This is a genomic window from Acinetobacter legionensis, from assembly GCF_057165765.1.
On the sequence record NZ_CM169896.1, the window covers coordinates 2,929,938 to 2,945,290 of the forward strand.

The 15,353-nt window shown below is 37.0% G+C and carries 14 protein-coding genes; 7 read left to right on the forward strand and 7 right to left on the reverse strand.

The window, feature by feature from the left end; genetic code table 11:
• Nucleotides 1-95: 95 nt before the first annotated feature.
• Nucleotides 96-1,067, forward strand: a complete 972-nt coding sequence (locus tag AC2G3J_RS13375) for a hypothetical protein (RefSeq protein ID WP_483770116.1) — start codon at nucleotides 96-98, stop codon at nucleotides 1,065-1,067.
• 149 nt (nucleotides 1,068-1,216) lie between these two features.
• Here AC2G3J_RS13375 and AC2G3J_RS13380 read toward each other — a convergent pair whose 3' ends face one another.
• Nucleotides 1,217-1,849 (reverse strand): hypothetical protein, encoded by a 633-nt coding sequence (locus AC2G3J_RS13380; RefSeq protein WP_419328658.1) that lies wholly within the window; start codon nucleotides 1,847-1,849, stop codon nucleotides 1,217-1,219.
• 88 nt (nucleotides 1,850-1,937) lie between these two features.
• On the opposite strand from AC2G3J_RS13380, the gene AC2G3J_RS13385 reads away from it, so the two are divergent.
• The 3 genes from AC2G3J_RS13385 (at nucleotide 1,938) to AC2G3J_RS13395 (ending at nucleotide 4,048) form a co-directional block, all read left to right on the forward strand.
• Nucleotides 1,938-2,309: a DUF3144 domain-containing protein gene (locus tag AC2G3J_RS13385; protein WP_336954498.1), complete on the forward strand. Its 372-nt coding sequence runs from the start codon at nucleotides 1,938-1,940 to the stop codon at nucleotides 2,307-2,309.
• Nucleotides 2,310-2,362: 53 nt separating this feature from the next.
• A complete protein-coding gene (locus AC2G3J_RS13390; protein WP_336954497.1) occupies nucleotides 2,363-2,767 on the forward strand; it encodes a DUF3144 domain-containing protein in 405 nt (134 codons plus the stop codon).
• Between the two features lie 216 nt (nucleotides 2,768-2,983).
• Nucleotides 2,984-4,048 carry an amidohydrolase family protein gene (locus tag AC2G3J_RS13395; RefSeq protein ID WP_483770117.1) on the forward strand — a complete coding sequence of 355 codons (1,065 nt, stop codon included), beginning with the start codon at nucleotides 2,984-2,986 and terminating at the stop codon, nucleotides 4,046-4,048.
• Nucleotides 4,049-4,129: 81 nt separating this feature from the next.
• Here the strand turns inward: AC2G3J_RS13395 and AC2G3J_RS13400 are convergent, their stop codons facing one another.
• From AC2G3J_RS13400 to AC2G3J_RS13415, 4 genes are all read right to left on the reverse strand, one after another.
• Nucleotides 4,130-4,546, reverse strand: a complete 417-nt coding sequence (locus AC2G3J_RS13400; RefSeq protein ID WP_336954495.1) for a GlcG/HbpS family heme-binding protein — start codon at nucleotides 4,544-4,546, stop codon at nucleotides 4,130-4,132.
• Nucleotides 4,547-4,692: 146 nt separating this feature from the next.
• Nucleotides 4,693-5,988 carry a glutamate-1-semialdehyde 2,1-aminomutase gene (gene hemL, locus AC2G3J_RS13405; protein ID WP_336954494.1) on the reverse strand — a complete coding sequence of 432 codons (1,296 nt, stop codon included), beginning with the start codon at nucleotides 5,986-5,988 and terminating at the stop codon, nucleotides 4,693-4,695.
• Between the two features lie 62 nt (nucleotides 5,989-6,050).
• Complete coding sequence (gene thiE, locus AC2G3J_RS13410) at nucleotides 6,051-6,677, reverse strand: thiamine phosphate synthase (RefSeq protein WP_336954493.1); 627 nt, start codon at nucleotides 6,675-6,677, stop codon at nucleotides 6,051-6,053.
• 125 nt (nucleotides 6,678-6,802) lie between these two features.
• Nucleotides 6,803-7,186 carry an Mpo1-like protein gene (locus AC2G3J_RS13415; RefSeq protein WP_151957026.1) on the reverse strand — a complete coding sequence of 128 codons (384 nt, stop codon included), beginning with the start codon at nucleotides 7,184-7,186 and terminating at the stop codon, nucleotides 6,803-6,805.
• Nucleotides 7,187-7,496: 310 nt separating this feature from the next.
• Here AC2G3J_RS13415 and AC2G3J_RS13420 point away from each other — a divergent pair, with 310 nt between their 5' ends.
• A complete protein-coding gene (locus tag AC2G3J_RS13420; RefSeq protein WP_483770118.1) occupies nucleotides 7,497-8,957 on the forward strand; it encodes a CYTH domain-containing protein in 1,461 nt (486 codons plus the stop codon).
• Between the two features lie 197 nt (nucleotides 8,958-9,154).
• On the forward strand, nucleotides 9,155-10,624 hold the full coding sequence (locus AC2G3J_RS13425; protein WP_336954491.1) for a CYTH and CHAD domain-containing protein: 1,470 nt from the start codon (nucleotides 9,155-9,157) through the stop codon (nucleotides 10,622-10,624).
• Between the two features lie 91 nt (nucleotides 10,625-10,715).
• Here the strand turns inward: AC2G3J_RS13425 and tsaA are convergent, their stop codons facing one another.
• Nucleotides 10,716-11,444, reverse strand: coding sequence for a tRNA (N6-threonylcarbamoyladenosine(37)-N6)-methyltransferase TrmO (tsaA, locus tag AC2G3J_RS13430; RefSeq protein WP_336954490.1), 729 nt, complete (start codon nucleotides 11,442-11,444; stop codon nucleotides 10,716-10,718).
• A gap of 99 nt (nucleotides 11,445-11,543) precedes the next feature.
• On the opposite strand from tsaA, the gene AC2G3J_RS13435 reads away from it, so the two are divergent.
• Nucleotides 11,544-12,323, forward strand: coding sequence for a ferredoxin--NADP reductase (locus AC2G3J_RS13435; protein WP_004721908.1), 780 nt, complete (start codon nucleotides 11,544-11,546; stop codon nucleotides 12,321-12,323).
• A 174-nt stretch (nucleotides 12,324-12,497) separates the two neighbouring features.
• Here AC2G3J_RS13435 and AC2G3J_RS13440 read toward each other — a convergent pair whose 3' ends face one another.
• On the reverse strand, nucleotides 12,498-15,272 hold the full coding sequence (locus tag AC2G3J_RS13440) for a M16 family metallopeptidase (protein WP_336954489.1): 2,775 nt from the start codon (nucleotides 15,270-15,272) through the stop codon (nucleotides 12,498-12,500).
• Between the last annotated feature and the right edge of the window lie 81 nt (nucleotides 15,273-15,353).

Consider the following 15,353-nt stretch of genomic DNA (forward strand, 5'->3'; position numbering starts at 1 on the left):
TCAAAAAAACGTTGAAAAAATAAAATGTTGAAATATGATGACAGCGAGAACTTTTATACTCATAAATTTTAATATTTTATAATTTGGAATAATTCATGAAAATTAAATTACTGTCTTTTACCATCATTTCTTCATTATTTTTAACCGCATGTGGAGGTGATTCAGATGCTGGGGATTATACAACGAACAATGAGTCTGAATGGTTTGGATATGAAACTGGCTCTTCAACCCAAGACATTAACCTCTTTACTAAAGTAAAGTTTAGTTTTAACAATAAGCAAATGTACATCAATGGTGAATATAACGTTGATGGTTCAACACAGTTCCTTTCATCTGATCTTTTAAGTGATTATCTAGCAGCAGATGGACTCTATGATGCGCCTAAAAGTAAAACTGATTTTGGCTATCAATATGCAACGCTGAAATCGCAAACAGCGACAGTTTGGACATTTACACCTTATTCATCACGTAACTATAACCAATTAGAATTAACTGAAAAATTTGAAACAGTCAACTTAACAGGCAAAGCAATTAGTCCATATATCGATGGATTTGAGCATTATGCTGGCTCAAATATTGCACTTAGCTCAATAGTTGGCACTTATTCTTCATATTATGTGCAAAAACTTAAAGGCAAAACATTCCCGTCTGGATCAACATGTTTACGATCTATTTCCTCTTCAACAAATACAAGCTTCGCTGATCTTTATTCAGGCTATCGTCTGAATAATTACGACCCATCAAAATATTTTAAAGACGGTTATATTTCAACGGTGCTAGGAAAGTTCAACTTAGATTTATCCCGAGACATGCAACTGAATACATCGGTTGATGCTGTAGCTAAAATCGGCTCTGACTATTACCCAGCAAACTATTATACTGCAGGTGAATATGACATACTTTCAAACAAAATTAAGCAATATGAACGAGATTATCAAGACGCTGTTGCTGAGTTTGGTAAAAACAGTATAAATGCTCAGTTACAAGAAGCTTATCTAAATGGCTTAAAGTCAGAATGTACGCTATTTAACAAAACAGCAAGTGCTGCAATTGATGCTGTAAAATAAAAGATATTCTTTTATATAACACTGACTAAATCTTATTTTTAGTCAGTGTTTAAAATAATTTAATCGTTTCAATTTGTAGCTAGAAAAATAACAAAGTTAAAAATCACAGCAGGTTTAACAAAATCTACAACCTTCTATTTCACAACAGTCTAACGATATTTGCCAAATACTTTCCAGAGATTGTTATCCGCTAAAGGATCAGCATAGCTATCATTTCTTGACTTGCGCGGCTTATCGCGGGCATCCACCAATTCAAAATCTTTTTCAGTGCTCAGCACTAAACCATTCACATAAAATCGTGTTCTCGTATATTCACTTTGTCCAAACTGAAAAATATAGGTTCTTAAATCAATGAACTCACGATGTGCAACCAAGGCTGCGGTATCATCACTGTTTAACCACTGTGACATTTTTTTAATTTGGCTGGGTTCAAATTGCCCACATTTCTCTACCAATGCAGCAATTCCACGAAAAGTCTTTGATTCTTTGGCACGGGTTTTATTAATCCGAATCCGATCTACATGAAAGAAAAACAAAGGTAAATTTAAATGGCTAGGTAATTGAGCAACATCTAAAACCTCATCATCCATAAAAGGTTGATACAACATTTGTGCCCTTTCAACCAAACCAAGCCACTGTTTATAGTAGGTATCTACTTCCGATTGTGTCCCATAATAAATAGGCAAACCTTCAACATTGCTTAAGTTTACAGGTGGCCAAATATTTTGACGTAATAATGCAATATCACTTTTCAAGCTTTGTATGGCAATCGCATCTTGCATTATCTACTCCTTGAGTATTTTTTAAGCTTAGGCTATTTGAGTATGCTATAGTTATATCAATGAAACAAGTCTATGAAAAGGAATGATAATGTCCGAAAATAATGATTTTTTTGAAGAATCTGAAGAAGTTGAAGCTGACGAATACTTTTATGAGCGCGCGGATGAATTTATCGCACTTGCCAATCAATTTGCAGATCAAAATCATCAAGTGTCTCACTTGACAGCACACCCGGGAAAGATCAGTGCGTCATTTATGTATGCCAATGCCCGTTATAGCATTTGGCATGCAGCATGCGCCTACCAGCAAGCGCCAGATTTTAAAACAGATCGCCAAGTCATTTTAGACTATTACGTGGAACAATTTAAACTCATGCTTGAAGATCATCTTGATGAATATCAAGAAAATTTTGACAGCTATTTTTCAAATTCAGATACAGAGGAAGTAAAGCGTTTCGTTTAACCTGTGGATTGCCTATAATAGCGCACCAATGAAATACGCTATGTGGAAAAGTCATGTCTCAAAAAATCGATGCTACTGATGTCACCGAAGAAGAAGCCTTAAATGCTGTTTTTTTTGAGCGTGCGGATGAGTTCATCAAACAAGCCAATGAGTTTTGCCGCCCAGCGAAAGGACAGCAACCTAAGCCAGAAGAACTTCGTGGACAAGTCAGCTCAGCAATGCTCTTCGCTACTGCACGTTTTAATACTTGGGTTGCTGCAAACACCTTTAAAGATGGTGATGAAATGCGTGATGCCAAAGAACAAGTCATGTCTTATATATTGCAACAATTCCAAATGATGCTTGAAGACAACTATGATGAGTATTGTGAACAGTTTGAAAATTATCTCCGCTTCCGTAAAAACGAAGATTTTCATACCCACAAACATGATCATGATGACCATGATCATCAACACTAATGTAAGTTAAATCATCTTAGATTGATCTAAGCATTGATAAAATAGCCTCATTAATGAGGCTATTTTTTTATAACAGTTTTGGCAGTCACCCCAAAACAATAAATCAACTGACTCCTTCCAATGGCTTTACTTCATAAATTTTACCAAGCGACAATATTCATCTTTTATAAAATTCATGTATTGTATTTTGATAATAAATAACAATTTGGACGTTATATGCAAGATTTGAATTTTCCAATCATTGACCCACATATTCACCAATGGGATCCCTACAACACCCCTCATGCAGCAGCATTTGCGGTAAAGCTTTTGGGCAAGCATCCATTCCTACTTGATAAAATGGTTCGTTTAGTCAAAGCTAAAGATTTGATTGAAACGGTTGGACTAACGGAACACATTACCCGACCCTATTTACCACAAGACTATAAACATGATCTTGGCTCATATACGGTCGAACAAGTGGTGCATATTGAAGCCAGTTGGGCCAAACAGAAAGGCAAAGGTGTCGTAGGTGAAACAGAATTTATTGAATCCTTACCCTTTAATGAAAATACCATAAAACTTGGTGGCATCGTGGCTACCGCGGACCCGTGCGATCCTAATTTCAAAAAGATTTTAAAGTTACACCAAAAAGCATCTAAACATTTGCGCGGTATACGCCGCATGGCTTCCTTTCATGAAGATAAAGGTGTGCATAATTGGACGGATCTCCCACACCTATATACTGAGAAAAAGTTCTTAAAAGGCTTTGAACAACTCGCGCAACATAACCTGAGTTTTGATGCTTGGGTGTATTCTCATCAAATTCCCGATGTAATTGAGCTGGCAAAAAAGTTCCCCGAAACCTCAATTGTTTTAGACCACCTTGGTACACCAGCAGGCCTGTTTGGTAAAATTGGACAAAATACAGGCTTATCAAAAACAGCACGTGAAAATATTTTTTATCAATGGCAAGATGCTATTGCTGAATTATCTGCTTATCCAAATGTATATACCAAAATGTCTGGTCTATTTATGCCAGTGCTTGGTCATCAATTTTATAAGAAAAAACAACTGGCCTCTAAGCAACAAATCATTGATCTTGTTGCACCACTAATTCTGCATGCTTTGGAAAGTTTTGGCACCTATCGGGTGATGTTCGCTTCCAATTTCCCAATGGATCGGGTCAATACCAGTCTGGTGAATATCATTGATGCGTTTAGTGATATCGTGATGCAATATGATGAAAATGCACTGGAAAATATCTTCCACCATAATGCCAAACAATTCTATCGTTTGTAATTTTACAAGATAAAAGAGGTGTTTACTTAAACACCTCTTCAAACTTATTTACTGATACACATAATTTTTAAGTATAGAATTTTAATTAAATTGAGCAAGAAAGGCTTGAATTGCATGTCGTGCAATTTCAGCATCTTCAAATGATTTCACTCCTGAAATACCCACTGCACCAACCAACTGACCTTGATACAAAATAGGCTCACCACCTTCCAACATCCCTGAGCCGCTCTGCATGGTTAAAAATCCCATTTGACCATTTTTGATAAGGGTCTCATATGATCCTGACGGTCTACGACTTAATGCAGAGCATCTGGCTTTGTCCAAACAGAAATTCGACGTCAATGCAGAAGTACCGTCCATACGCTTCATTGCCAATAAATTGCCCGTTTCATCAACGATGGCAATACTGACATTAAAAGCATGATCAATTGCATATTGATGTGCTTTATTCAATAAAAACTCTGCATCAGATAAGGTTAAATAGTGTTTGGTTTGCATATTTTCTTCCTGAATTATAATGTCTAAAATCACAAAAAAAGCCTGTAGTCTAAGGACTACAGGCTTTTATTCTAAATCAAACTTGATTCAAAAAGACTGTCCATTCTGCTCATTTATTCAAGCAATCGAAGTGGTCTTAAATCCCCTTAAGCTTGCATTTCAGCAAAGACTTGTTTAGCCATATCAATGGTAAACTGAATATCTTCATCACTGTGTGCAGCTGAAATAAAGCCTGCCTCAAATGCAGATGGAGCAAGGTTTACACCACGATTTAACATCCCATGGAAGAATTTACGGAATGCTTCAATATCGCATTTTAAAATATGGTCAAAACTGCTAATTTCGGTTTGATCAGTAAAGTAAAGACCAAACAAACCACCCGCTTGTTGAGTAAAGAATGGGATTCCAGCTTCATCTGCAGCCGCTTGTAGACCTTGTAATAATTGATCTAATTTTGCAGACAAATCGCTGTAGAAGTTAGGTTGGCGAAGGGTTTCAAACATTTTGATCCCTGCTCGCATAGCCAAAGGATTACCCGATAAGGTTCCTGCTTGGTAAACCCCGCCTAAAGGCGCGATACATTCCATGATTTCACGTTTTCCACCAAATGCACCAACTGGTAATCCAGCACCAATGATTTTACCCAAAGTCGTTAAATCAGGTTTTACATTATAATATGCTTGCGCACCACCGAGTGCTACACGGAAACCTGTCATCACTTCATCAATAATAAATACTGATTTGTATTGATCACATTGCTCACGAATCGTTTCTAAGAAACCTGTGATTGGTTTAACCAGATTCATATTTCCAGCAACAGGTTCAACAATTACCCCTGCAATCTCTTGACCATATTTCGCAAAACAAGCTTTAACAGCTTCAATATCATTATATGGCAAGGTCACCGTATGCTTGGCAAAATCAGCAGGTACACCCTTTGATGTTGGCTCACCCATGGTCAACATGCCTGAACCCGCTTTAACCAATAAAGAATCTGAATGTCCATGATAGCAACCTTCAAATTTCACAATCATGTCACGACCTGTATAACCACGTGCCAAACGAATAGCCGTCATGGTTGCTTCAGTACCTGAGTTGGTCATACGGACCAATTCAATTGATGGCATGATTTCACAGATCAAATCAGCCAGTGTGGTTTCATGTACCGTCGGTGCACCAAAGCTTAAACCATCAACCGCTGCTTCTTGAACTGCTTGGATAATATCAGGATGTGCATGACCTAAAATCATCGGCCCCCAAGAACCCACATAGTCCACATAGCGCTTGCCGTCGACATCGTATAAATAAGCACCTTTGGCTTTTTCGATAAATACTGGCGTACCACCCACCCCATTAAACGCTCGTACTGGAGAATTCACTCCACCTGGAATGTGTTTACTGGCTTGTTTAAACAATTGCTCTTGTTTTGGAGATAGGCTCATAAATCGACTCAATCCTGTAGAATACTAAAATTTCAAAATGATATAAAAAATCACGATACAAATTAAGATTTTGCAGTTTCTGCAAATAACTGTGCCCAAGCTGCGACACGGGCAGGAATATTTTCAACTGATAAAGCTAATATATCACTAATCACAGCGCAAAGGTCAGCACCAGCCTCAATCACAGCTTGAGAATTTTCAACTGTTAAACCACCAATAGCACAAATAGGTAAATCAAACTTTTCAGATGCCTGCTGTAATGTCGCTAGGCCAATATTCCCTGCTTCAGGTTTGGTCGATGTTGCATAAATTGCGCCAAAGGCCACATAGCTTGCCCCTTCAGCGATTGCTTTTTCAGCCAACTCAATTGAGTTTAAGCAAGTCCGCCCAATGATGACACCGTGTGGTAAACGTTGCACTGCATCTGAAATTTCACCATCAGACTGCCCAAGATGAACACCTAAACTAAATTGTTCAGCTAAATCTAAATCATCATTAATCAAAAATGGTGTCTGATAGTTTTCACACAGTTGCTTGATCTGCTTCACTTCATTTGCTTGGTCAGATTGAGCTACTTTTTTACGGCGATACTGAAGAATAGCGACTTGCTTAGTGCTTAAAGCAGCTTCGAGTTTTTCTAATAATAATTGGATTGGATCGTCGTTGGTAATCAGGTAAAGACCGCGCATTCAATATTCTCAAACAATCAAATAAATGGATTATAAGCAAGTTTTCTCAGCGAAGACGTGACAAAAACAAAAAAGCTTAGAAATCTCTAAGCTTTTTTGTTTAATTTATTACCATACTGACAAGATTAGCTCTCAATTTTATCTAGACTACGGTCTTTTAAACTTAAATTGCCACGTACAATATCGGAAAGCATACGCCAGTCTGAAATAAAACTATAAAATGGTTGCTTAAAACTTGCTGGCTTATTTTTCTCAAATACAAAATGCCCCACCCAAGCACATGCATAGCCTGAAAGCAGTCCATAGACCACGTATTTTGCTTTACGTTGACGAATTGCCTTGCTAAAAAAATAAATACCGACACTACTTCCAGCTGCATGCAAACGGCGACTCATCATGCTACGGTGTTCAGTTAAATAAAAACGATAAAATTCTGAATAGTTTTTAATTGGTAATTCAAACTTCGGGTTTTGCTCTAATTCCGATTTAGGCTCAACATACGCGTTCATGATCAATCATCCTGTTTTATTTTTAATCAGCTTAGTTTATTTTATGCTGCAATAACAGCCAAATTCAATATCAAGTCTGTTGACAATTCATCTATATTTACGACTTCAAGTATTGCCCAGACCATACAAGTCACGAAATAGGAAATTTTGTCATTCTAAATATTTAATGAGTAACGATATTGCGGTAAAAAATACTCAAATGGCATGCTATACAAGTCTTCTGATGACACATTTTAAGTTACAATGCCCGATTAAACATTCAATAATGTTTAATTATCTAATAACCATGATTAACACTTAGGACCCTCACATGCTTGAAGTTGAATTAAAGTTTCAAATTCCGGAAGCCCGCCGCAATGCACTCCTCAAAGCATTAGATCCTAAAAAATCCCAAATTATTCAATTACAAGCAAAATACTACGACACACCTGATCGTCAGATGTCCAAACACGGCGCTGCACTACGTCAACGCTTAGAAGGAACACGTTGGGTACAAACATTAAAAGCCGCCACCAAAAGCCATTTACAACGCTTTGAAGACAATATTGATTTAGGTGAGCTTGCTGAAGCCCCACATTTAGATATTGATATTTACCAGAATAAACCCGAAGCACTTGCTGTTTTAAAAAATGCATTGGGGGATAAATTTGATGAACTCCAATTACAATTTGAAACCGACATCCAACGTACCATCCGTGTGATTCAGTTTGAAGATGCTGAAATTGAAATCAGCCTCGATATTGGTGAAGTCAGAACCGAAACCTCAAAACAAGAAATTCATGAGGTTGAATTTGAGTTAAAAAGTGGCTCAATTCAATCGCTTTTAGCTTTTAGTTTTGAGTGGGTTAAAAAGTATCATTTGTGGCTTGATGTACGTAGCAAAGCTGAGTTTGGACACTTATTAACTGTGGATCAAAAAGTCAGTCCAGCACAGCTCAGCAAAGAAACCATTTTAAATAAAAAAGACACTGCAGATAAAAATTTACGAGTGCTTATTGCCAGTCAATTACAACATTTATTGCCAAATATTGCCGCGATTTCTGCACAGGTTGCCCAACCTGAACATATTATTCAAGCACAGACGGCCCTACACCATTTACACTTAAGTCTTTCTCTTTTTAAGGATTGGACAGATACCAAAACGGATAAATGGTCACATCAACTTTCAGCGTTTGAGAGTCATTTTAAAAACTTACAGCATTTTGAACATATGCAACGCACATTAGGTGCTTTACTGCAAAATCCGAAAACGGCGCAAAGTTTAGACCGGGATATTTTGTATGCCAATGAAAAACTTATCAATTTGGTCAAATCAACTCAAAATGTGCAGCACTATTTAGAATTACTCATGTTCAGTTTAGGACAGTCTGCGAAAGCGCCAACCCATGACTTAAAATGGTTTGCGCAAAATACATTGCAAAATCAGTATCGACAGTTACAAGAAAGTTTAAATGAAGCCGATCTATCTGACCTTGAAAGTTTAGAAGCGCTGGCTCAGCATTTAAATGAATTAAAATTTAGCTTTCCGATCCTAACCAATATCTATGATGTTAAGAACTTACAGAAATATGCGAAATCTTTAAATGATGCTCAACAAGCTTGTGAGCAATATCAAGTGCTTGCTTCATCATCATCTTACCTACAACAAACCGACCTAGAAGCCAGTGATTGGTTTGCCTTAGGCTGGCTTACCGCAAAACAAGAAGCTTATGCGGAAAAACTGCTTGAAGCGACAGAACAGTTCTTGGTTAGCCGTAAGTTTTTAAAATAAATCAGCAGCAAGAAGAGATGGTTTTATTGATTAAAGTTATTGAATAAAATCATCTCTTTAAATACTGCATAAAATTGAAGAATAGTAGTCGCGTGAGTATTCACGTTGCGAATTTGTAATCATTCATTAAAAACTCAAAAAAAACAATTTATCGGATTAAAATCGAAAGAATAAGTAATAAGAATGGAACGATAAGCATGTTTGAAATTGAATTGAAATTCCAAATACCTGAAGAAAAGCAAGAAATGCTCATTAAAGCGTTTCAAAGAAAAGATACCAATATTCAGCACTTACAAGCCAAATACTATGATACGGCACAATTTATTTTGTCTGAGCATTCCATTTCGCTTCGTCAACGCCTTGAAGATGATCAAGAAAATAAGCAATGGGTACAAACCCTCAAACTTCCAACAGAACAAAGACTCAAACGTGCAGAATTTGAGGAAAACATCGGAAGCTCAGAAATAGGATTAGATCTAAAAAATTATCTCAGTAATAAGCATATTGCTAAAAATATTAAACGCTTATTAGAGCAACATAAAGACGGATTAGAAGTTCAGTTTCAAACAGACATCGAAAGAAAACTCAGTTTATTTAAATTTCAAAATAGTGAAATTGAAGTCAGTTATGATCATGGTCATATCATCGCCCATCAACAGCATCTCGCATTACGTGAATTAGAATTTGAACTGAAACAAGGTACTGTTCAAGATCTAATTTCTTTTATCTTACCTCGGATGAAACGCTATAACTTATGGCTTGATACCCGTAGCAAAGCGCAACAAGGTTTTCAGCTTGCACAAAATACTCCAGACAATCCCGTACAGTTGCAAACGCCACTTATTCTTGATTCAAAGGATCATCCTGAGAATGCATTAAAAAAGATTGTGAATAATTGTCTATCTCATCTACTCCCCAACAGTACAGCAATTGCATCTGGAAACTTTAATTCCAAACATATTCATCAGGCACGTGTGGCAATACGTCGCTTAAGAAGCGCTTTAAAAACCTTTTCGAATTGGTCTTTGCATATCGATCCCACTTGGCAAACTCAGTTAACCGAACTATTTAGACAACTTGGTTCGGCTCGTGATTTAGATATGATTCGAGAAGAGTTATTACCTCAGCTTGAAGCTGCTGGTGCACCTAAGTTTAAACTTCCAGAACCTCAAGATGTTGATTCGCAAAAATTAACCAAACTGTTTAGATCTTTTAATTTTAATTATTTAGTCCTATCCCTCATTCAATTTATTGCCCAAGAATCAAATGAAAAATCTCAAATAGCTGTACATAAAGCAGCATTTAAAAAAGTTAGGCAATTACATCGCAAAATTCAAACTGATGCGAAAAACTATTTAAATTTAGACATCGAAGCACGGCACCGTACTCGTAAAAACTTAAAGCGTTTGCGTTATAGTATTGAGTTTGTAGCATCATTATCGGATAAAAGCCAAGTCAAAAAATATTTAAAAGCCATTAAACCTGCTCAAGAAAGTTTAGGTCTCTACAATGACCTGATTGTTGCTGAAGATGTGTTAAAAAAATTGGTCAAAACAGAACCCCAAGTCTGGTTTGCTTTGGGCTGGGTTGCCGCAGAACGGCAACGGCTTTTGCTGAAATCACAACAAGATTTGCTGCAGTTTGCCAAGACAGCCACTTTAGAGTAATTGTAGATACTCTCCTGCTCTTTAAACCGAGATGCTCCGATCACTGCGAACAAAAGCGCATAAGTTTTAAGCAGGATATGGAATCACGTTTTCAATAACTGAACGACTCAATGCCCTGTATCAGGATCCCCTCTTCTACACAACTAAATTTAATATTAAATTTCCCAAAACGCATTCCATAAATACGTGCATCATCATGCTGATAAGCTGGTCGAGGATCTAAAGCCAGTACCGACTCAAGTTCAGCGATATATTTTTGGTCCATGTCAGCTGTTTGAAGAAATTTACTTTTTAATTGCTGTGCATGCTCAGACCAAATAACCTGTTTACGAACAGGCTCATGCTGGGCATAACCACTTTGCGCCGCATCCACAGCATCAGAATAATGAATATAAGGTTTAATATCGACAATTGGCGTACCATCTAAAAGGTCGCTGCCTGTCACATATACACGAACTGCATTACCCTCTTTTTTAACGGCTTTAAGTTGTACTACAGATAAGCCAATCGGTGCAGGACGATACATACTGCGTGTTGCAAATACACCGATTTTTTTATTTCCACCTAACCGTGGTGGCCTCACTTGAGGACGGAATTTATCTTTATCTTGTTGATTTTTATTGTCATGAAACTGCCAGATCAACCATAAATGACTAAACTCTTCGATTCCCTCAAATGCTTCCAAGACGTTGTAGGGTGCATGCATTTCGATAAAAGACTCCACCTGAACCAGATTTGGTTGTCGAGGAATACCAAATTTTTCAACATAAGGAGAACGCATAATCCCAATAATCGGGAGACTTAACTCAGTCATAATCATTTTTTCTGATAAGTTCAATTAAATATATTCAGTTTATCGAGAATGATTTTAGATTAGAATAGCAGGCTGTTCTAATTTGATAATTTATTGAGACCTTTAATGGCTGCTTTCAACGTCGAAAAGATTACTCACGTACACCACTGGAATGACACTCTATTCAGTTTTAAGACCACACGTGATACTGCATTACGTTTTAAAAATGGTCAATTTGTGATGATTGGTCTTGAAGTCAATGGTAAGCCTTTAATGCGAGCATATTCTATTGCAAGCGCTAACTACGAAGAAGAATTAGAGTTTTTCTCAATTAAAGTGCCTGATGGTCCTTTAACTTCTATTTTGCAAAAAGTAAAAGTTGGCGATGAAATTCTAATTTCAAAAAAACCTACAGGTACTTTGGTACTTGATGATTTGAATCCAGGTAAAAACTTATACCTTCTTTCATCGGGTACGGGGTTAGCACCGTTCTTATCAACGATTCGCGATCCTGAAACCTATGAACGTTTTGAGAAAGTTATCGTGGTACATGGTACACGCTTTATTTCTGAATTGGCTTACCAAGACCTGATCCTCAACGAACTTCCAAACAATGAGTTTTTTGAAGAGCTAGGTATTAAAGACAAATTGGTTTACTACCCAACTGTGACCCGTGAAGATTTCCATACGCAAGGTCGTGTAACCACTGCGATTGAATCTGGTGCATTATTTGAAAAAATTGGCTTACCACGTTTTAATCCAGAAACTGACCGTGCAATGCTGTGTGGTAGCCCAGCATTCCTTGACGATGTTGTCGAGCTCCTTGATCAACACGGCCTCAAAGAATCACCTAAAATGGGTGTTTTAGGCGACTATGTGATTGAACGCGCATTTGTTGAAAAATAATTTATTTTTCAAGCATCGTTAAACTGAAAACCGAGGTCCAATACCTCGGTTTTTTGAGTTTAATGAATATAAATTAGTACAGTTTGACGGCTCTTTTTTATAAATCTTGTATCTTTATAAAAAAGAAAGCCATACAAATGTATGGCTTCCTTAAGTCAATGAGTAATTAAATCATCAATTTAGATTTTTCTGAGCTTGACCATATTGGTCAGCCATCACTTCAACCAATTGATCAGGTTTAATATACTTCTTAATTACAGCATCTACATCCGCTTTGGTCAGTTGAGCAAACTCTTGATCTCTTAAAGCACGACTATCCATTTTCTTATTGCGTTCAAGCTGGCTGTTTAACATACGATGAATCACACGTTCATCTTCTAAAGACGTTACACGTTGCTTCATGATATTGGCTTTAGCCGCTTCCAACTCCTGACTGGTTACTCCAGTCGCTAATAAGTCATTCAGCACTTTACGCACCACTTGCGATACTTCAGCAGATTTTCCTGCTGTGTAATTGGCTTCGATCGACAATGCGCCTGCTTCATTAAAAGAGTCCAAGTTTAATTGACTACCAAAACCATAAACCAACGCATTTTTTTCACGAAGCTCTTGTCCTAAACGTGAAGACAATTGCGAGTCACCCAAAATATAACTAAAGACAATCAGTGCTGCGGCATCTTTATTGTCTACACCTACAGGTAAGGTCTGCAAAGCTTGATAACTACCAAACTCACGTTGTTCTGAAAGGGCATGCACTTTCTGCGCTTTATAAGGGGTAAATTCTGTTGATAAACGCTGATAAGGTTGTTTAGCTGACCAATTTCCAAATTGTTGCTCAAGTAACTTCTTGATCGGTTTTGCATCATATTGCCCAGTGATAGAAATAAAGGCATGGTCCATTGCAAAGTATTTTTTATACAAATCAATAACTTGTTGATTGGTTGCTGCTTGAATCTGTTGTTTAGCCAGTTCTGGTTCAAAATGATAACGTAAATCACCTGGCTGATAGGTTTCAAGTAGGCGCGCAATGGTTAAAGAGGATACTGTTTCAGGCTCAGTATATGGTCGATCCAAACTAGATAAACTTTGTAATTTAATTAAATCAAATTGTGATTGTTCAAATTTAGGGCTCTTCATCACCGACACGATATATTTAAAGAACTCTTCAAATTTTTCTTTTTTCGCTGAAATTTGAATAGTAATCCCGTTATCCGATGCCGTCGCAGTTGCTGCACCACTTGCTTCAATAGTTTTATCTGCAATATTCTGTAAGCTATATTGCTCAGAAGCACGTAATAATAAATAAGCCGTAAAATCGAGAATTTGTGCCTTATTCATTAAAGATTCAGCTGTACCAAAATTAACCTCAATGGTTGCATAGGTTTTATCATCACGTGTCGAGGTTGGGAATAAAGCATACTTCATCCCATTTTTTAAAGTGCCACGTTGAATCTTTTTCTCTGTTGCAGTTAAATATTGTTTCGATTTTTCAACATATTGGGCAACTTCCGCTTGATAAACACTGACATCTTTTAACGGTTCTACTGCAGTAGCTTGTTGATCTAAAGTTTTTGGTTTTTCAGCAGCTTGCTTTTGCTCTAAGGCCTTTTTCTGGTCTTCAGGTGTCGGTTGAATATCACCATTAAAACGGTGCTGTTCAGTTAAAAATGCTTTTAAAGTTGCATTAGTTTCAGCTACGCTTAACTTTTGAATGGCTTGTTGATCTTTAAAATATTGTGCCCAATTACCATGAGACGACACCACATAATCACTTAACATACCACCAACAGCAGCAGCACTGGTCAATAAACTCTCGTTGGCATTCTGGATTAGATTTTTAACCCGTTTTAATTCGACATCATCAAAGCTTTTATTTTTTTCTACACCGGCAATCAACGCACTGTCAATTTTTTGAGCATCATGGTTTGGTGCATAAATCGCCCCCATAAACACCAAATTAAAATCATCATCTAACCATGTTGTCGATTGAACATTGGTCGCTACACCAGTTTCTACCATGCTGGAATATAGATGACCACTCGGTTGTAAGGTATATAAATATGGCGCAAGTGCTAATACTGGCTGAATTTTTTCATTCTTACCATTCATATAAATATTGAATTTGGCAAGATCACTGCCCTTTTTCACCACAAAATTACGATTTTTTATGGTTGAAGAATCAAGTAAAGGTACTGTTGCTTGTTGAGGAATCTTACGTGCAGCTATCGCACTAAAGTTTTTATCAATGGCTTTTAAAACTTCTGCTTTATCAAATTTACCAGCAATCACCATTACCGCATTATTCGGTGCATACCAGTCTTTATAGAATTTGTTCAATTCATTCATTTTAATTGACTGTAGTTCAGCAAGATCACCAATTGGTAAACGACCCAATGACTTGTTGCCATAGGCTGCTTTCCACATTTGATCCATCAGCACAGCAAAAGGCTGATCCATACGCACTTCGCGTTCCCGCATCACAATATTGATTTCTGAAGGAACGAATTGCTCTTGAAGCACCAATTTGTCCATACGTTGTGACTCTAAATAAATCACTTCATTTAGGGTATTTTGGTCTGGACGTACAATATTGGTATATTTAGTCGAATAATAATCGGTACTGGCATTGGTCATTAACGTATATTGATCTAAACGGCGTTGAAATTCCTCACCTTTTACATCTTGTGTGCCTTTAAACGCTAAATGTTCAAGTAAATGTGCGAGGCCACCTTTGCCTTGTGGATCATTTAAAGAGCCGGTCAAATAAACCGTATTCATAAAGACTTTACTTTCTTTGTCATTCGGTGCAAGTAAAACTCTAAAGCCATTCTCTAGCTTATATTCTTCGATATTATGTTCAGATTTAACCAGGATGGCTTGAGCAAAACTAGACGCACTAAAACCAAGAATACAAAGCGACAAGGTGAGTTTTTTCAACTGCATGAGCATAGGAGAATCCAGAATTTTTTAAATTTTAAACATTTATAAGCTAAACATCTTAAGAAATTCTGAACAAAATTTATAGTAAAG